Genomic DNA, 17,435 nt, shown 5'->3' on the forward strand with positions numbered 1-17,435 from the left:
CATGAATATTCCACGCATTCCCGTAGGGGACGTAATAGAATCTTCCATTGATTTTCTGGTGGAACATTTTTCATTTGCCACCAAGGCTTTCTCCGCCTTTCTCGAAGCCGGACTGGATGTTGTAGAAGGTGTCATGAAAGCCTGCCCACCATGGGCGTTTATCATCATCGTGGGACTGATCACCTGGAAGCTGGCCAAAAGCAAGCGTACAACAACTTTTGCCGTGGCCGGCTTACTGCTCATCTGGAACATAGGACTCTGGAAAGCAACAGTCAGCACCATTGCGCTGGTCATCGTCGCAACCATGCTGGCGTTGATGATCGGAATCCCCATCGGCATTCTGGCGGCCATGAACAAACACATCAACCGGGTCGTTATGCCCGTTCTGGATGTAATGCAGACCATGCCCGCCTTTGTCTATCTCATCCCCGCAATACCTTTTTTCGGGCTGGGCAAGGTGGCCGCAATATTCTCAACAATCATCTTTGCCATGCCTCCGTCAATCAGGCTGACCTGCCTCGGAATCAAGCAGGTTCCGAGTGAATTGGTGGAGTGTGCCGAAGCTTTCGGCTCCAACCGCTGGCAGAGACTTTTCAAGCTTGAGCTTCCCATTGCCACTCCGACCATCATGGCCGGGGTAAACCAGACAGTCATGCTGGCCCTCTCCATGGTGGTTATCGCCGCCATGATCGGTGCCAAGGGACTGGGCGGTGAGGTCTGGAAAGCTATCCAGAGACTGCAGATGGGCAAGGGATTTGAAGCAGGAATTGGCATCGTTATTGTCGCCATGATAATGGATCAGGTACTTCAAAAACTCGGGTCAGGTAAAAAATAGCCGGGTTAAAACCAATCAGGAGTTTACTTATGAAAAAATTATTAGTCTTGTCTCTCGCTGTACTTCTTTTCGCAGCATTCAGCTCTGCAGCTTTCGCTGGGGATAAGAAAGTCAAACTGGCATATGTTGAGTGGGATTGTGCAACGGCCACCACCAACGTCATCAAAGCCGTACTTGAAGAACGCATGGGCGTAGAATGCGAGATAATTCCCGTTGCCGCAGCTGTAATGTGGCAGGGCGTTGCTTCCGGTGATGTGGACGGCATGGCCACTGCATGGCTGCCCGTAACCCACGCAGACTACCTCAAACGTCTTAAAAAAGACGTTGTCAACCTCGGTCCTATCATGAGCGGGGCAAGATTAGGCTGGGCTGTTCCTTCATACGTCACAGCCGAGTCCATTGCCGACCTCAACAAATACGCCGACAAATTTGACGGCAAGATCATCGGCATTGATCCCGGCGCAGGACTTATGATGCGTTCAGAAGAAGCCATCGACAAATACGGTCTTGATAAATTCGAACTCATGGAAGGTTCCGGCGCAACCATGACCGCAGCTCTGGGTGACGCTATTAAAAACAACGAGTGGATTGTCGTTACCGCGTGGTCTCCGCACTGGATGTTCGGCCGCTGGGATCTCAAATACCTCGATGACCCCAAGAAAGTTCTCGGTGAATCCGAAACCATCAACACTGTCGTCCGTAAGGGACTCGATAAAGACATGCCCAAAGTATACGCTTTCCTCGACAAATTTGCATGGAAAGATGCCAATCAGATGCAGATGGTTATGGCCTGGAACCAGGAAAAGGGTGCCGATCCTTATGAAAACGCCAAGCGTTTCATCAAGGAAAACAAAGAACTGGTTGATTCCTGGCTGAAATAATCCAGTCACATTATATCAGGATGCATGGCCTCCCGGATATTTCGTCCGGGGGGCTTTTTATTTTTTGCGAGGAAAACTTCCCCTGAAACAGCTTTTAATATATGATAAATTTAAGAAATCTATAGAAATCCAAGGCGGTTGACCATGACTGATAACATCTCCATTCCAGAAGAAATCATGCACAGGGCCGACACATTGATGGAAGACCGTTTTGCCCGCACAGACCGGAACCTGCCTGTGGTGGCAACACTTTTTGAGCTGGGCCTCTCCCACGTGACCCGTGATCTGATGGAGAACCCGGATCTGTATAAACCGCAGGCCGACATGTCCATGCCTAAGGAAAAATTTGAGCCGGTAGATCCAATCGCGCTCATGCGGAAAGAAATCAAACTTCCCTCCCTGCCGCAGGTTTTCATTGAAATGCGCCAGGTAATCAATGACCCTTCAAGCTCGGCATCCGACCTTGCAAAGGTAATCTCGCAGGATACGGCCCTGTCCGCCTTTCTGCTTCGCATGGTGAACAGCGCTTTTTACAGTTTCCCCGCCCAGATTGATACCATTTCAAGAGCTGTGGCAGTCATCGGCACCAACCAGCTCTCCACGCTTGCGATGGGAACATCGGTTATGGATATGTTCAAAGGCCTGCCTGCGGATATCATCGATCTTGAACTTTTCTGGCGGCATAGTTTTTCCTGCGGAATCATTGCCAGCCATCTCTCCAAGACTTTTAAACAAGGAACCCCGGAAAAATGTTTTGTGGCCGGTCTGCTGCACGATATCGGCCGACCTGTAATGATGATGACCCTGCCGGATCGGGCCGTTGCCGCGACTGCAATTTCCCGCAACAAAAAAGCCCTGATGTTCAAAGCAGAACAAATTGTAACAGGCTTTGACCACGCTGAACTGGGAGGCATGCTTCTCCGTAAATGGAACCTGCCGTTTTCACTGGTAAATGCCGTATTAAATCACCACAACCCTGCCAAAGCTTCCAAGTCACCGGAAGCCCTTTACGTCTATTTTGCTAATATTATCGCTAAAACCATGGGCATCGGTGGAAGCGGAGATTTCTTCATCCGCAATGTTAATAACGAAAGATGGGAAAAACATGGCCTCACTCCCGATAAATTACGGCAACTGGACTCCGAACTGACCCCCATTCTGGACGAAGCATTTTCCATATTAAAAAACATGAACGCTTAAGCGATACATATCTGTAATTAAACAACTTTTACAAATAAATAAAATTGCTGACATTATAAAAAAACACTGAAAACAGGTACCGACGGGTTTGACAAGGCGGTTTAAAGAAAGTACTTGAGCGGGCATAGCAAACGGAGGATTTACCATGCTCGATAAAGTCGAAGCCGCTCTTAACAAGGTCAGACCTCTTCTTCAGGCTGACGGCGGCAACGTAGAACTCGTTGAGGTAACAGACAAAGGCATCGCCAAAGTGCGCCTTCAGGGTGCCTGCAAAGGCTGTCCCATGTCCCAGATCACCTTGAGAAACGCCATTGAGCGTACCTTGCTCAAGGAGATTCCCGAGCTCAAAGGCGTAGAGCCTGCTGAATAGAATCTTGCCGGCCGGAGCATGCTCCGGCCGGTCGGCAATTTAAAGATTCGCGAACTTTCAGGTTCAACCTAAATACCGCCCCTGATGGCGGATTTTTTACTTTTATTTACCGCAAAATTTACTCGCCTCAGTGGTGAAGCCCTACTTAAGATTTTGGGATTCTGAAAGTTTCTTCCCAAAAGAGTTTAAGACCTAGGCAGGGCCGCTGAAGGCAGCGTTCAGGAGATAAAAACATGGCTAAAACCGTAACCAGATTCGCACCCAGTCCTACCGGGCATCTGCATATCGGCGGCGCACGCACCGCTCTTTTTGCATGGCTTCTTGCTAAACACGACGGCGGAGAATTCGTGCTGCGCATTGAAGACACTGACCGCGAACGCTCCAAGCAGGAATACACTGACGCCATCCTCGCTTCCATGAAATGGCTGGGCATGGACTGGAATGACGATCCCATCTACCAGAGTGACCGCTTCGACCTTTACAACAGCTACATCGACCAACTGCTGGAGGAAGGCAAAGCCTACTGGTGCGACTGCACTCCAGAGCAGGTTGACGCCATGCGCGAAAAGGCCATGAAAGAAAAACGCAAACCCAAGTACGACGGTTCATGCCGTGAGAAAAATCTCGGCCCCGGCGAAAACAGGGTAGTACGTTTCAAGGCCCCCCTTGAAGGACGCACCAGCTTCACAGATATGATCAAAGGCCCCATCAGCGTTGAAAATGCTGAAATGGACGATATGATTCTGCGCCGTTCCGACGGTTCGCCCACCTATAACCTCGCAGTTGTAGTGGATGACCACACCATGGGAGTAACCAGTGTGCTGCGTGGAGATGACCACGTGAACAACACTCCGCGCCAGATTCTGATTTATCAGGCTCTTGGCTGGGATATACCCAGATTCGGGCATGTTCCGATGATTCTCGGTCCGGACAAAAAGAAATTGTCTAAACGTCACGGCGCTCTTTCCGTAATGGAATATGAAAAAATGGGTTACCTGCCGGAAGCGGTAGTCAACTACCTCGTCCGTCTGGGCTGGTCCCACGGAGATCAGGAAATCTTCTCCCGCGAAGAACTGATCGAACTTTTCAACACAGACAACCTCGGCAACTCCCCGTCCGTTTTTGATACCAAAAAGCTGGACTGGGTTAACAGCGAATACATCAAAACCAAAGCTCCTGCTGATCTCATTCCCGGCATGCGGACTTTCCTGCCTGAAGGCGTAGACGCGGAGGACGCTTACCTCGAAAAAATCATCCCCCTGCTGCAGCCCCGCTCCACCACCTACAAGGATATGGCCGATATGTGCGACTTCTTCCTCGTAGACAGTGCTGCACTGGAATACGATGAGAAAGACGTGACAAAAGTGCTCAAGCCCGAAGCAGTGGAAATCCTCAAGGAATTGACCGCACGCATCGAAGCGGATGAAGAATACAGCCACGATTCACTGGAAGCAGTCTGCAAAGGTTTTCTTGAAGAAAAAGAACTCAAATTCAAGGCCATCGGTCAGCCTGTTCGTTTTGCTCTCTGCGGACGCACCCAGTCCCCCGGAGGACTCTACGATCTAATGCTCGTGCTGGGCAAAGACGAGACCATTGCACGCATGAACCGTGCTGTAACTTTGGTCTAACGGTCATCCTGCTGCAGTTATCGCTGACACCGGATTGAAAACCGTTAGCCCAAGGGCGAAAACAACAACCCCAAAAAATCTTACGGCTTCATCACGTGTGAGCCATAATTAATCAGATAAAAAAAGCTCCGTACATCGCAGTATGTACGGAGCTTTTTCGTGGCTTTAAAAAATCAGTTCAACCTTTCAGGCGGGAAATATTTATCCGCTATTTTCTGCCATTCCCCTTCCGCTTTCAACTCGTCCAGAGCTGCCTGCCATTTCAGAATAAGCTCATCTGGGGTCTTTAATGCAAAAGCGATATAGTTCGTGGTAAAAAAAACAGAAGGGCCAACCCTTTCCAGCTGGTTCAGATCAAGCTCAGGGTTGTGTTCAAAAAAATATGAAATCGCTTTTCTCCCCATGGGCACAAGGTCCACCCGGCCCCGCATCAGTTTTAAAAAATCACACTTCTGAGCCGAGCTTACGTCAAGATTGGTGTATCCCATAGCAACCAGATTCTGATGATAAACATCAAACCTTGTTACAGCAATTTTACCAACCTTTCTCGCATCATCAAGCCCCTTTAAATCAATGGAACTTCCTTTCCTCCTGTAGAAATAAACGTCATCCCAAAAAACAGGGCCTACAAATTTAAAGAGCGCCGAACGCTCCGAAGTCATGCACATTGGTAAAAGGATATCTCCAACCCCGCCCTTCAGCATTTCATATCCGCGCGCCCAAGGATAAAAACTTATCTCAGCCGGCTTCTCGCCAAGCTTCACCTGAATCCGGCGCACAAGTTCAACGAAAAGACCCTTTGTAGCACCATCCTCCCGATAACTGTACGGAGGATATTGTTCCGCCATTATCTTGAGATCTGAAGCGTGGGCAAAAGGGGGTAAGAATAAAAGGCAAAAGAGCAACCCGATAATTTGTACACTTGTAGGCATGGTATACATTAGGCATAACAGCAAATAAAAGCAATAAGGGAGCCATCCCGGAGCGACAGCACCTATTTCCACATAAATCCGGCATCTTAAACTGTTAACACTATACTACTATTGCTTTTTATCGGCAATTTACTCTATCATTACGCAAATACAATACAAAAACGGAGCACAAAAATGTCTACCTATGAAATATACAACTATACAAAACCTGCCTTCACCTTCAATTCCCGCCGCTCCCCAGTATACGCTACTAAAGGAATTGTTGCCTCAAGCCAGCCGCTGGCCACTGAAGCCGGACTGGAAATTCTTCGTGCCGGGGGCAATGCCGCAGATGCCGCTATTGCCGTAGCCGCTGCCCTTGCCGTGGTGGAACCATGCAGTACAGGCCTTGGGGGAGATGCTTTCGCACTCTTTTACAATGCGGCAGATAAAAAAGTTACCGCTTTGAACGGATCAGGTAAATCGGCCCGGAACATTTCGCTTAAAAAAATATCCTCCATGGGAATTACCGGCGCTCTTCCCATGCGCCACGCCATGACCGTAAATGTTCCCGGAGCCATGGCTCTCTGGGCTGATCTGTTAGAACAGCACGGCAGCCAGCCTCTTTCCACTGTACTCGGCCCGGCCATCCGTTATGCCATGCAGGGCTTTCCGGTCAGTCCGGTGACAGCCCGTCTCTGGGCTGAAGGAGCTGAAATTCTGCAGCACAGTCCCGGCGGAGAACAGCTGCTTTTGCAAGGTAAAGCACCCCGTTGCGGAGAAATTATGCTCAACCGCAATCTGGGACTGACTCTTGCCCGTCTGGCGGATTGCACCCCGGAAAAAGCAAAAGGACTTTTCTATCAGGGAACAATCGCTGAAAAAATAATCAAAGCAGTTCGCGATAACGGCGGTTTTCTTTCTGAAATGGATATGGGGTCCCATGCCGGTATATTTCAGGAATCCATCAGTGTTAATTACCGTGGGTATGAAATCCACGAATGCCCGCCCAACGGACAGGGGCTGGCAGCGCTTCTGGCCCTGAACACCCTTACAGAGATTGATGTCGCCGGGCTTGGCACCCCGGACTCGCCTGAATGCCTGCACCATCTCATCGAAGCCATGCGGCTGGCCTTTGCCGATGCGCGCCGACATGTAGCTGATCCGCAGCAATATTTTCCGCCGCTTGAAAAACTGCTCTCGCCTTCATACGGAGCCCAACGGGCCTCGCTGATTCTCCCGGATCGGGCCGAAACGGAGAACGTAAGCGGCGTGCCTGTCAACTCATCAGATACAGTCTACTTCTGCGTAGTGGATAAAGACGGTAACGGCTGTTCCATGGTCAATTCCAACTATATGGGCTTCGGAACCGGAATAGTACCGGACGGGCTTGGCTTCTCCCTGCAGAACCGAGGGCACAACTTCTCCCTCGACCCGGACCATCCCAATGTTCTGGCCGGGGGCAAACGCAGCTACCACACGATCATCCCCGGCATATGTCTGCGCGAGGACAAATCGCTGCACTCAACATTCGGGGTCATGGGCGGTTTCATGCAGCCCCAAGGACATATGCAGGTAATATCTGCCATGCTTGATGACGGAGCAGACCCGCAGGAAGCCCTGAACAGGCTGCGTTTCTGCATTGAACCGGGGGAAGCTGGCGGCAAGGTCTGCCTTGAGGAAGGACTGCCCATTGAAACAGTGGACAAACTGACCGCCATGGGCCACGCCACTGAAATACGCGGAGGATACAAGAGAACTCTTTTCGGGCGCGGACAGATAATTGTGCGCAATCAGGACAATGGTATTCTATGCGCAGGCTGCGACCCACGGTCTGACGGATATGCAGCAGGTCTTTGCTAATATAATTGTTCACGTGTAAAAAACAGCACCGCCTGCAAAGGCTATCTTTCTTGTTATTGCGAATCACCGCAGAGAAAAACACTCAATTATCTTTTTTACTCAAAACACCAGCGTTATTTTCGTGGATTTCGCAAAAATTCAGCTTTCTGGATTTTTTGTACATTCTATACTATACCACTTGCACAATCCATTGATCTGTACATTACACACCCACCTGATTAACATCCAACATAGGAGGAAGAATGTTCAAAAAATTCTCATGCCTCGTGCTTACCTGTATGCTATGTCTGACCTTTACAGCCGCACCTTCACAGGCAAGTGACAACAACCTGATCATCGCCACCGCCACCACAGGCGGAACCTACTATCCGGTAGGCGTTGCCATTGGTACGCTGGTCAGCATCAAGCTCGCCCAATCCGAAAAAATCACCGCTACTGCCATCAACTCTGCAGGTTCCGGTGAAAACATTCAAATGCTTAAAAACAAGGAAGCGGACCTCGCTATCCTGCAGGCTCTCTTCGGCCTTAACGCATACAAAGGTGAAGGACCATACAAAGATAAAGCTTTCAAGGGATTCCGCTCCATCACCATGCTCTGGGAAAATGTTGAACACTTTCCGCTGCTGAATAAATATGTAAAAAAAGGTGACATCTCCGACCTCAAGGGGCTGGACAAGAAATTCTCCATCGGTAAACGAGGAAGCGGCACCGAAGGTTCAGGCCGCACCCTGCTCAAGCTGATGGGTGTTGATGTAAGCAAAGACCTTGTACTTGAGTTCCTCGGCTACACTCCTTCGGCTCAAGCCATGATGGATGGACGCATTGCCGGCGCCAACATCCCTGCAGGCCCTCCTGCAGCAGCAATCACCCAGCTCTACGCCCAGCTTGGCGCGGATGACGTATCCGTTCTGGAATTCACCGACGACCAGTTGGCGGAAATCCAGAAAAGCTACCCCATCTGGAGCCGCTACGTGATCCCCGCAGGGACCTATCCTTCACAGAAGAAAGACATCAGGACCATTGCCCAGCCCAACTTTCTGGCCTGCCGTGCTGATCTGCCCGATGAAGTGGTCTACAAACTTACCAAAACCATTTATGAAAACCTGCCTTTCCTGAACAACATCCACAAAGCCACAAAAGCAATGTCTCTTGAACGTGCTACCGCGGGGCTGCCCGCTCCTCTGCATCCGGGTGCTGAGAAATATTACCGTGAAGTCGGTGTGATTAAATAAGCATACAGGAGGTCTCCGGAGTTCATGCCGGAGACCTCAAACACTGAAGATGAACCTCTTTGTCCGCAGCAGGCGAAATTATCTATCAAAAGCGCGAAGCGCATCAAATTTCCAAGGATTTCATATGGCCGACACCACCTCCCCAAAGCCGGCAGTCAAAAAAGATTCAGGCGGGGAAACCCTTGCGATCAAACGTGTGATCGAAGGGCGTACCGCAAAGCTTTTATACGCCACGGGCATCATCTGTTCCCTGTTTCATCTCTGGGTCAATACCATCGGCATCATGCCGGAGATTCAGCGTAACGCTGTTCACTACTCATTCATGCTCTTCATCGGTTTCCTGCAATACCCAATGCTTAAACGGCATGCCCGTGAGACTCTGCCTATTGACTACTTTCTGGCAATCTTGTCGTTTGCCACCGGATTCTATCTGGTCTTCTTCGAAGATGCCCTGCACATGCGTAATGAAGTGCCGATCATGGCCGACCTTATTGCTGCAGGGCTGGCAATGGTTCTTTTGATGGAAATCACCAGACGGACAACAGGGCTGCTTATCCCCTGTCTGGCTGCTATCTTTCTGGCCTACGGACTGGGCGGGGGACAATATCTGAACGGACTTTGGCATTTCCCCGGTGTGACTGTACAGCGCATGCTCTACCGCATGTATTTTGCGCCGGACGGCATATTCGGAACCATTGCCACTATTTCGAGTACGTTTGTATTTCTGTTCGTGCTATTTGCCTCGTTCCTCATCAAATCGGGGGCCGGGGAATTCATTATCCAGCTGGCCATGGCAACGATGGGACGCACCATCGGCGGCCCGGCTAAAATGGCTGTTTTTGCATCCGGTTTTATGGGATCGGTTTCAGGAAGCGCGGTTGCAAACACCGTTGGAACCGGCTCCATTACCATCCCCATGATGAAAAAGACAGGGTTTCCCAGCAAATTTGCCGGTGCAGTAGAAGCTGCGGCTTCAACCGGCGGACAGCTCATGCCGCCCATTATGGGTGCCGGAGCATTCATCATGAGCCAGTGGACCCAGATTCCCTACCTGACCATTGTCGGCGTCGCCTTCATTCCGGCAATCATGTATTTTGTCAGCGTGGCCTTCTTTGTGCATTTGCGGGCCAAAAAGCTGGGCATCAAGCCGATTCCTGAAGAAGATATCCCACGCATAGGCGAAGTAATGAAGAAGGGCTGGAACTTCTTCATTCCCATCGGTGCACTCATGGGTCTGCTCATGTATGGATTCACCCCGACCTTTGCCGCCTGCGGCGGTATTGCTGCCATCGTGGTTTCCAGCTGGCTTAATCCCAAGACACGCATGTCCGGCAAAGATATCCTCGATGCCCTTGCTGCCGGCGGCCAGAACATGGTCACCACCGGGGTTATCCTGCTTTGCTCCGGCATCGTGGTCGGCGTTGTGCTCATGGTCGGTATGGGAATCAAGTTCTCCATGCTCATCACCATGATCGCAGGAAACAGCCTGCTGCTGACGATTGTCATGGTTGCGCTGGCATCACTCGTATTGGGCATGGGACTGCCTGTAACAGCCTCCTACATCGTTTTGGCTGTCCTTGCTGCCCCGGCTATGCAAATGCTCGGCACAAGCCTTCTAGCGGCCCATATGCTCATATTCTGGTATTCTCAGGACGCAAACGTTACCCCGCCGGTCTGTCTTGCAGCCTACAGTGCCTCGGGCATATCCGGTTCCAAACCGTTGGAAACCGGATTTGAGTCGTGGAAAATTGCCAAGGGACTGTACATAATCCCTCTTCTTTTCTGCTACACCCCGATCCTTTTCGAAGGTCCGCTCTGGCAGGTAGCTGAGACTGTAGTCTGCGCCACTGCCGGTTTGTACTGTTTCGCGGTCTTCTTCGAAGGTTTCAACACATATGCTCTGAATATCATCCAGCGGGCTCTCTATCTTGGTGCTGCCACAATGCTCGTCTGGCCTGACATGCGGCTGCATGCTGCCGGAGCTGCTTTACTGATCGCAATGATGCTGCGGGAACGCTCTGTGTTCAAAAAGCAGGCTTTTGAAGCAGCCTGATAACAGTCGCCTAAAAAAAACTGAATTGAAGGGAAAGTTTCATTCTTTGAGACTTTCCCTTTTTTCAGCTCTCATGGTAAATGTGATTAAATGTTTCCTATCCACTTTTTTCAAGGAGCAGAACAATGATCACAATTATGAAAGAGAGCAGCGGTCCTATGCTGGCGGTGACAGCCACAGGTACGGTGACCGGCGAAGATTACACAGAAGTCTGGATTCCGGCATTGCAGAAAACAATCTCCGAATTCGGCAAGTGTAACTGCCTGCTTTACATGGATGAAAATTTTAAGGGCTGGGATTTGAAAGCCATGTGGGAAGACACCAAATTCGGATTTGCCCACCGTAATGACTTTGAAAAACTTTCTGTAGTCGGCGGCCCTTCATGGGTGGAATGGGGGACAAAAGTAGCCGGAAAACTGGTCAGTGGCGAGGTAAAAACCTATCCAGCTGAAGAGCTTGAAGCAGCTCTTAAGTGGACTGCAGAATAAACATGAAAAAGCCCCAGCCATATAAAATATGACCGGGGCTTTCTACACGAACGAATCGTGTGAAAAATAAAAAGATAAGAACTAGCTTACTTTTTAGCTACGGGCTTAACAACAGCGCCGGAGCGGATGCAGCGGGTGCAAGCTTTGATGCTTTTCACTTCACCGCTGGGAAGCTGAGTGCGGACTTTCTGCAGGTTGGGCATGAAACGTCTCTTGGTCTTGTTGTGAGCGTGGGAAACGTTATTGCCAGTCTGAGGACCTTTACCGCATATATCGCATACCTGGGACATGTTGAACCTCCTTGATGGTAGTCACTTATTTAGATTGCCGGAAAGCATGATTTCCCGCAAGAGAAATTGCTCTACCCGAACAAAAGAGGTATCATTTAAACGCTCGCTCTGGAAAATGCAAGCTCTTTTTCCTTGACATAAGAAAAAAAACTCATATAGAAACGCCTTCCGCGAGGAAAAATATGTCTGAACTCTGGATTACACTGAATGACATCCCCGAAGAGGGACAAAATTTCGTTTTCGAGGACCAGAATTTCTGGGCCGAAGCATGGAAACAATTTAAAATAGACGTCAAACCCGGCGATGCGCTGGTGTCTGAAGTCTATGTCCTTCCGCAGGATAAAGGATGCCTTATCAGAGGCGGAACCAAAGGTTCCGTCACAATTGCATGCGACAGATGTACGGCGGACTACAAGCACAATATTTCAACCGAATTCGAGGAGTACGAACAGGTTGCAGAAGATGGGGATGAAGAAGAAACCCCTGTCGTCAAAACCAAAGAAGGACTCAAACTCGACATCGGTGCCCTCCTCTGGGAGCATTTTGTAATAGCACTTCCGATCAAACCCCTGTGCAAGGAAAATTGTAAGGGGCTTTGCGCCAAGTGCGGAGCCGACCTGAACAAGGGCGGATGCGACTGCGAAAAAGAAGAGGGCGATCCAAGGCTTGCGGTTTTCCGCAATCTTAAGATAAAGAACTAAATTCCGGTCCGTACGGATCGGGTTAAAAAAAACTCTTTAGGAGACTTAGTCATGGCACAGCCGAAAAAGAAAACATCCAAATCCCGCAGAAACATGCGTCGTTCCCACGACCACGTAGCAACCCCCAACGTAGTATACTGCGAGTGCGGTGAACCTATCATCCCTCACAGAGCCTGCTCTTCTTGCGGTTCCTACAAAGGTCGTCAGGTAATCAATTCCGAAGATGCCTAGCATAATACCCCGCATTGCCGTAGACGCCATGGGTGGCGATTACGGTCTTTCGGTTATAGTTCCCGCAGCGGTCAATGCCGCCAAAACGGGGCTCCCGATTACGCTGGTAGGTGATGAGCACATGATCCGGTCCGAGCTTGAAAAGCTTGATACCGGATCATGTGCTATTGATATTGTCCACGCTTCTCAGGTTGTCACAATGGAAGACAAGCCTGCCGACGCTATGCGCAAGAAGAAGGACTCATCAATTCAGGTCGCATGCAGACTGGTCAAGGAGGGCAAGGCCGACGGAGTCGTCAGTGCCGGAAACTCCGGGGCCACTGTCGCCTGCGGCATGTTTACCATCGGCCGGATCAAAGGTGTCCTGCGTCCGGGAATGGCCGGAATTCTGCCCACTGAAAAAAAACCCATGGTCCTACTTGATGTTGGTGCCAACGTAGATTCCAAGCCCGAACACCTCTTTCAGTTCGGCCTCATGGCCGACGTGCTTGCCCGAGACGTGCTGGGATACAAAACCCCGCGCATCGGTCTGCTGACCATCGGCGAAGAGGAAGGCAAAGGCAATTCACTGGTAAAAACCACCTACGAAATGCTCAAGAATTCTTCCCTGAATTTTGTGGGCAATATCGAAGGCCGTGATATTTTTACCGGAGATGTTGACATTGCCGTTTGTGACGGTTTCGTAGGAAACGTTGCACTCAAGCTGGCTGAGGGACTGGCTACCAGCTTCGGCAGCCTGCTGAAGGGAGAGCTCAAACGAGACATTGTTTCCAAATTGGGAGCCATGCTTGCAATGAAAGCTTTCAAAAGATTCAGCAGACTGTTAGATAAGTCTGAGTATGGCGGAGCTCCGGTTCTCGGATTGAAAGGAATTGTCCTTGTCTGCCACGGTAAAGCCGATTCCCGGGCAGTGGAAAAAGCCATTGAAATGGCTGCCACTTTTGTCAAAAACGATGCTGTCGCCCACCTGAAAGAAGGACTGGCCGCTCATAAGGAAATCACCGCACGCGAATTTTAGTCCAATGCGGTATTCCTGCGACCTTACTTCGGACTATGGACGCATCCCGGATTAGTCAGCTCTCTTTCCATCCTAAAACAGGAATGGCGCAATGAGTACTTTCTCGTACATCAAGGGTCTTGGTTTCCATGTCCCTGAACGGATATATACAAATACTGACCTTGAAAAGATTGTCGATACCAACGACGAATGGATAACCTCCCGCACCGGAATCAAACAGCGCCACGTTGTTGAAGACGAGACCTGTCATGATCTTGCCTATGAAGCATCCTTAAAGGCTCTTCAAGAAGCAGACATGGAAGCGGAAGAACTCACCCACGTAATCGTCGCCACCTTCACCGGCGATATGCCTATTCCCAGCACATCCTGCCTGCTCATGGAACGTCTGGGTATCAAAAACATAGCAGCCATGGACCTTTCCGCGGCCTGCTCCGGTTTTGTCTACGCTGTAGAGGTAGCCCGGGCACTCATCAATCTCGATCCCACTGCAAAAATTCTGGTCTGCGGCGCTGAAGTTGTCACCAGCAGGGTAAACTGGGAAGACCGCTCAACCTGCGTACTCTTCGGAGACGGCGCGGGAGCCGCAGTAATGGTTGCAGGAACGGGCGATGAATCCGGAAAAATACTCGATACCCTTGTCCGCGCCGACGGAAATCATGGTATGAACCTGACCGTCAAGGGTGGCGGTTCTGCATATTCCTATAAAGCCGGCGACACCGTAGGTGTTGAAAACTTCGTGGAAATGCAGGGACGTGAAATTTACAAACACGCAGTACGCTCCATGACCTCCATCTCCAATGAAATTTTAAAGAGACAGGGACTGAGCATCGATGATGTAGACGTGCTGCTGCCCCATCAGGCCAACATGCGCATCATTGAGGCCGTGGGTAAAAAACTGGGTATCCTTCGGGAAAAAGTTTTCGCGAACGTGGATAAATACGGCAACACATCTGCCGCATCCATCCCCATCGCACTTGCTGATGCCAGGGAATCCGGCTTCATCAAGGACGGTGATCTGGTCCTGCTGGCCACCTTCGGAGGCGGACTGACCTGGGGTTCTTCACTGATACAGTTTTAATCGGTGTCTTAATATTTTTTGTTCTTTTCACAGAAAATTAACAACACTGCTGTATTAAAGGGAAAAACAACATTGTGCAAACGCACATGTATGTTTAAACAAATTAATTTCGATTAAATTTGCAGTCACAGCCGCTTTAGGCTATGAGACGCATGACCGGATTAATTTAACATAGAGGAAACTAAATGAGTGAACTGCCAAGTACCGCCCTTGTGACGGGCGGTTCCAGAGGAATCGGAGAAGCCTGCGCCAAGAGGCTTGCCAAAGACGGTTTTGAGGTTATCATTACGTACGTAAGCCGTCCCGACGGAGCTGAAAAAGTCTGCGCTGAAATTGAAGCTGCAGGCGGCAAAGCCCGCTCATTCAAGCTTGATTCTTCCGACCGTGAAGCTGTTACTGCTTTCTTCAAAGAGGAAATCAAAGGCAAAGTAAAGCTTGATGTTCTGGTAAACAATGCCGGAATCACCCGCGACGGACTTCTTGTCCGCATGAAAGACGAGGACTGGGACAAAGTCCTGGACATCAACCTGACCGGGGCCTTCACCTGTCTGCGTGAATCTGCAAAGATCATGATGAAGCAGCGTTACGGACGGATCATCAACATTTCCTCAGTAGTTGGGCAGGCCGGTAATGCCGGACAGGCCAACTACGTATCGGCCAAGGCCGGCCTCATCGGGCTGACCAAGGCCAGCGCCATCGAGCTTGCTCCGCGCGGTGTCACTGTGAATGCCGTTACCCCGGGATTCATTCAGACCGACATGACCGCAGAACTGCCTGAAAAAGTCATGGCGCAGATGATGGACAATATACCGCTGAAAAAACTCGGCACATCCGATGATATAGCGAATGCGGTTTCATTCCTTGCCAAGGATGAATCCGGTTATATCACAGGCCAGACTCTCGCTGTTAACGGCGGGATGTACATGTAATCAAGAAACACTAAAATAATGATCTGGAGGGGACTATGTCCGCAGCTGAAAAAGTAAAAGCAATTATCGTAGACCAGCTTGGCGTATCTGAAGACGAAATCAAAGACGAGGCTTCCTTTGTTGAAGATCTCGGCGCTGACTCTCTCGACCTCACTGAACTCATCATGGCCATGGAAGAAGAGTTCGACGTTGAAATCGAAGACGAAGAAGCTCAGAAGATCCTCAAAGTCAAGGATGCTATCGCATTCGTAGAAAGCAAGCAGTAGAGCTGATTGCTTCACAGGGTTTTTGAAAAGAGCGCCTTATTGCTCCTCACGGGCGTAAGGCGCTCCTTTTGTATTACCCTCCCAAAAGATTAACCCCAACATATTTTACAGGTTTAAATATATGAACAGGGTAGTAGTAACCGGCGTTTCCGCCATCACCCCCCTTGGTAACAGCATTGATACCAGTTGGGACAACCTCCTTGCGGGGAAGTCCGGTATTGCCGAAGTTACCGCCTTTGATGCCAGCGAATTTACTTCCCGCATCGCAGGTGAAGTTAAAGGCTTTGACGCTAAAGATTTCATCCCCGTTAAACAAGCCAAACGCATGGAAAGGTTCACACAGTTCGCTGTAGCAGCCAACCAGATGCTCATGGAGTCCACCGGACTCAAGCTTGAAGGGGATGAACGTGAACGTGCCGGAGTTGTCATCGGTGTAGGCCTTGGCGGTCTCGACACCATTGAAAAACAGCACGCCAAACTGGTGAAATCCGGTCCCAAAAAAATCACCCCCTTCTTCATCCCGATCATCATCGGCAACATGGCAGCCGGCCAGGTTTCCATCTTCGCTGAAGCGCAGGGTCCGAACCTGTGCATGTGTACTGCATGCGCATCCGGCACCCACGCCATCGGTCAGGCTTACACCGACATCATGCTCGGCCGCGCCGATGTGATGATCTGCGGTGGCGCTGAATCCACCATAACCCCGCTGGGTTTTGCCGGATTCACCGCTATGAAGGCTCTCTCCACACGCAATGATGATCCTGAAACCGCCTCCCGTCCCTTTGACAATGGCCGTGACGGTTTTGTCATGGGTGAAGGCGCAGGCCTGCTGCTGCTCGAATCCCTTGAGCACGCCCAGAAACGCGGTGTCGAGATTCTGGCTGAAGTTGTAGGTTTCGGTGCATCTTCCGATGCCTACCACATGACCGCACCGCCGGAAGACGGCGCAGGCGCGGCCCGGGCCATGAACGCAGCCATCCGTGAAGCCAAGATCGATCCTTCCGAGATTGATCACATCAACGCCCACGGAACTTCCACCAAACTGAACGACTTCTGCGAAACCAAAGCCATCTACAAAGTCTTTGGTGACCACGCGAAGAATATTGCTATCAGTGCCAACAAATCCCAGATGGGACACCTTCTCGGCGGTGCAGGCGGGGTTGAAGCAGCTTTTGCTGTCAAAACCCTTTCAACCGGAATTATCCCCGGTACTGCAAACCAGATCGAAGCTGACCCCGACTGTGATCTCGATTACTGTAAAGACGGTAAACGCGAGCAGCAGGTCAACTACGTACTGAGCAACTCGTTCGGCTTCGGCGGAACAAACGGCTGCATGCTGTTTAAAAGATTCGAAGAATAAGAGTAAATGATGCCTTCGGCGACTCTCCGAGGGCCCCTTCAGGGGGACCAAAGGGACTAAGCCCCTTTGGAATCCCTGAAGGTTTATATTCTGTACGTTTA

Annotated in this window: 18 protein-coding genes; 16 read left to right on the top strand and 2 right to left on the bottom strand. The window is 50.3% G+C overall.

All coding sequences use genetic code 11. The annotated features are described in order from the left end of the window. The first annotated feature begins 1 nt into the window (after window position 1). The 5 genes from ACKU41_RS08610 to gltX all read left to right on the top strand — a co-directional run bounded on the left by ACKU41_RS08610 (window position 2) and on the right by gltX (window position 4,914). Complete coding sequence (locus ACKU41_RS08610) at window positions 2–835, top strand: proline/glycine betaine ABC transporter permease (RefSeq protein ID WP_321405037.1); 834 nt, start codon at window positions 2–4, stop codon at window positions 833–835. A gap of 29 nt (window positions 836–864) precedes the next feature. Beyond that, entirely contained in the window at window positions 865–1,716 is an 852-nt protein-coding gene (locus ACKU41_RS08615) for a glycine betaine ABC transporter substrate-binding protein (RefSeq protein WP_321405038.1), read from the top strand. Between the two features lie 144 nt (window positions 1,717–1,860). Continuing rightward, complete coding sequence (locus tag ACKU41_RS08620) at window positions 1,861–2,916, top strand: HDOD domain-containing protein (protein WP_321405039.1); 1,056 nt, start codon at window positions 1,861–1,863, stop codon at window positions 2,914–2,916. Window positions 2,917–3,061: 145 nt separating this feature from the next. Next, window positions 3,062–3,286 (top strand): NifU family protein, encoded by a 225-nt coding sequence (locus ACKU41_RS08625; RefSeq protein ID WP_319762246.1) that lies wholly within the window; start codon window positions 3,062–3,064, stop codon window positions 3,284–3,286. 233 nt (window positions 3,287–3,519) lie between these two features. After that, window positions 3,520–4,914, top strand: a complete 1,395-nt coding sequence (gene gltX / locus ACKU41_RS08630; RefSeq protein WP_319781002.1) for a glutamate--tRNA ligase — start codon at window positions 3,520–3,522, stop codon at window positions 4,912–4,914. Window positions 4,915–5,087: 173 nt separating this feature from the next. Here the strand turns inward: gltX and ACKU41_RS08635 are convergent, their stop codons facing one another. Next, window positions 5,088–5,762 (bottom strand): transporter substrate-binding domain-containing protein, encoded by a 675-nt coding sequence (locus tag ACKU41_RS08635; RefSeq protein WP_319781003.1) that lies wholly within the window; start codon window positions 5,760–5,762, stop codon window positions 5,088–5,090. Between the two features lie 258 nt (window positions 5,763–6,020). Between ACKU41_RS08635 and ACKU41_RS08640 the strand changes: the two genes are divergently transcribed. From ACKU41_RS08640 to ACKU41_RS08655, 4 genes are all read left to right on the top strand, one after another. Then, complete coding sequence (locus ACKU41_RS08640) at window positions 6,021–7,688, top strand: gamma-glutamyltransferase family protein (RefSeq protein WP_321405040.1); 1,668 nt, start codon at window positions 6,021–6,023, stop codon at window positions 7,686–7,688. Window positions 7,689–7,930: 242 nt separating this feature from the next. Next, window positions 7,931–8,920 carry a TAXI family TRAP transporter solute-binding subunit gene (locus ACKU41_RS08645; RefSeq protein WP_321405041.1) on the top strand — a complete coding sequence of 330 codons (990 nt, stop codon included), beginning with the start codon at window positions 7,931–7,933 and terminating at the stop codon, window positions 8,918–8,920. A gap of 124 nt (window positions 8,921–9,044) precedes the next feature. Then, window positions 9,045–10,973, top strand: coding sequence for a TRAP transporter permease (locus ACKU41_RS08650; RefSeq protein ID WP_321405042.1), 1,929 nt, complete (start codon window positions 9,045–9,047; stop codon window positions 10,971–10,973). 125 nt (window positions 10,974–11,098) lie between these two features. Further along, on the top strand, window positions 11,099–11,461 hold the full coding sequence (locus ACKU41_RS08655; RefSeq protein WP_321405043.1) for an STAS/SEC14 domain-containing protein: 363 nt from the start codon (window positions 11,099–11,101) through the stop codon (window positions 11,459–11,461). Window positions 11,462–11,547: 86 nt separating this feature from the next. Here ACKU41_RS08655 and rpmB read toward each other — a convergent pair whose 3' ends face one another. Then, window positions 11,548–11,751, bottom strand: a complete 204-nt coding sequence (rpmB, locus tag ACKU41_RS08660) for a 50S ribosomal protein L28 (protein WP_321405044.1) — start codon at window positions 11,749–11,751, stop codon at window positions 11,548–11,550. A gap of 182 nt (window positions 11,752–11,933) precedes the next feature. Between rpmB and ACKU41_RS08665 the strand changes: the two genes are divergently transcribed. The 7 genes from ACKU41_RS08665 to fabF all read left to right on the top strand — a co-directional run bounded on the left by ACKU41_RS08665 (window position 11,934) and on the right by fabF (window position 17,334). After that, complete coding sequence (locus tag ACKU41_RS08665; RefSeq protein ID WP_321405045.1) at window positions 11,934–12,452, top strand: DUF177 domain-containing protein; 519 nt, start codon at window positions 11,934–11,936, stop codon at window positions 12,450–12,452. A 51-nt stretch (window positions 12,453–12,503) separates the two neighbouring features. Further along, a complete protein-coding gene (rpmF, locus tag ACKU41_RS08670) occupies window positions 12,504–12,683 on the top strand; it encodes a 50S ribosomal protein L32 (RefSeq protein WP_015850548.1) in 180 nt (59 codons plus the stop codon). Further along, on the top strand, window positions 12,676–13,701 hold the full coding sequence (plsX, locus tag ACKU41_RS08675; RefSeq protein WP_321405046.1) for a phosphate acyltransferase PlsX: 1,026 nt from the start codon (window positions 12,676–12,678) through the stop codon (window positions 13,699–13,701). Before rpmF ends, plsX begins: the two co-directional genes overlap by 8 nt. A gap of 91 nt (window positions 13,702–13,792) precedes the next feature. Then, entirely contained in the window at window positions 13,793–14,779 is a 987-nt protein-coding gene (locus ACKU41_RS08680) for a beta-ketoacyl-ACP synthase III (protein WP_321405047.1), read from the top strand. A gap of 185 nt (window positions 14,780–14,964) precedes the next feature. Further along, a complete protein-coding gene (gene fabG / locus ACKU41_RS08685; protein WP_321405048.1) occupies window positions 14,965–15,708 on the top strand; it encodes a 3-oxoacyl-[acyl-carrier-protein] reductase in 744 nt (247 codons plus the stop codon). 35 nt (window positions 15,709–15,743) lie between these two features. After that, entirely contained in the window at window positions 15,744–15,974 is a 231-nt protein-coding gene (locus ACKU41_RS08690; protein ID WP_320007440.1) for an acyl carrier protein, read from the top strand. 121 nt (window positions 15,975–16,095) lie between these two features. Beyond that, on the top strand, window positions 16,096–17,334 hold the full coding sequence (gene fabF, locus ACKU41_RS08695; RefSeq protein WP_321405049.1) for a beta-ketoacyl-ACP synthase II: 1,239 nt from the start codon (window positions 16,096–16,098) through the stop codon (window positions 17,332–17,334). Window positions 17,335–17,435 lie beyond the last annotated feature (101 nt).

The organism is Maridesulfovibrio sp., assembly GCF_963678865.1.
Lineage (GTDB): Bacteria > Desulfobacterota > Desulfovibrionia > Desulfovibrionales > Desulfovibrionaceae > Maridesulfovibrio.

Bases quoted from the DNA above. Each gene is read 5' to 3' on its own strand.
- ACKU41_RS08610 (WP_321405037.1), top strand. From the start codon at position 2: ATGAATATTCCACGCATTCCCGTAGGGGACGTAATAGAATCTTCCATT.
- ACKU41_RS08615 (WP_321405038.1), top strand. From the start codon at position 865: ATGAAAAAATTATTAGTCTTGTCTCTCGCTGTACTTCTTTTCGCAGCA.
- ACKU41_RS08620 (WP_321405039.1), top strand. From the start codon at position 1,861: ATGACTGATAACATCTCCATTCCAGAAGAAATCATGCACAGGGCCGAC.
- ACKU41_RS08625 (WP_319762246.1), top strand. From the start codon at position 3,062: ATGCTCGATAAAGTCGAAGCCGCTCTTAACAAGGTCAGACCTCTTCTT.
- gltX (WP_319781002.1), top strand. From the start codon at position 3,520: ATGGCTAAAACCGTAACCAGATTCGCACCCAGTCCTACCGGGCATCTG.
- ACKU41_RS08635 (WP_319781003.1), bottom strand. From the start codon at position 5,762: ATGGCGGAACAATATCCTCCGTACAGTTATCGGGAGGATGGTGCTACA.
- ACKU41_RS08640 (WP_321405040.1), top strand. From the start codon at position 6,021: ATGTCTACCTATGAAATATACAACTATACAAAACCTGCCTTCACCTTC.
- ACKU41_RS08645 (WP_321405041.1), top strand. From the start codon at position 7,931: ATGTTCAAAAAATTCTCATGCCTCGTGCTTACCTGTATGCTATGTCTG.
- ACKU41_RS08650 (WP_321405042.1), top strand. From the start codon at position 9,045: ATGGCCGACACCACCTCCCCAAAGCCGGCAGTCAAAAAAGATTCAGGC.
- ACKU41_RS08655 (WP_321405043.1), top strand. From the start codon at position 11,099: ATGATCACAATTATGAAAGAGAGCAGCGGTCCTATGCTGGCGGTGACA.
- rpmB (WP_321405044.1), bottom strand. From the start codon at position 11,751: ATGTCCCAGGTATGCGATATATGCGGTAAAGGTCCTCAGACTGGCAAT.
- ACKU41_RS08665 (WP_321405045.1), top strand. From the start codon at position 11,934: ATGTCTGAACTCTGGATTACACTGAATGACATCCCCGAAGAGGGACAA.
- rpmF (WP_015850548.1), top strand. From the start codon at position 12,504: ATGGCACAGCCGAAAAAGAAAACATCCAAATCCCGCAGAAACATGCGT.
- plsX (WP_321405046.1), top strand. From the start codon at position 12,676: ATGCCTAGCATAATACCCCGCATTGCCGTAGACGCCATGGGTGGCGAT.
- ACKU41_RS08680 (WP_321405047.1), top strand. From the start codon at position 13,793: ATGAGTACTTTCTCGTACATCAAGGGTCTTGGTTTCCATGTCCCTGAA.
- fabG (WP_321405048.1), top strand. From the start codon at position 14,965: ATGAGTGAACTGCCAAGTACCGCCCTTGTGACGGGCGGTTCCAGAGGA.
- ACKU41_RS08690 (WP_320007440.1), top strand. From the start codon at position 15,744: ATGTCCGCAGCTGAAAAAGTAAAAGCAATTATCGTAGACCAGCTTGGC.
- fabF (WP_321405049.1), top strand. From the start codon at position 16,096: ATGAACAGGGTAGTAGTAACCGGCGTTTCCGCCATCACCCCCCTTGGT.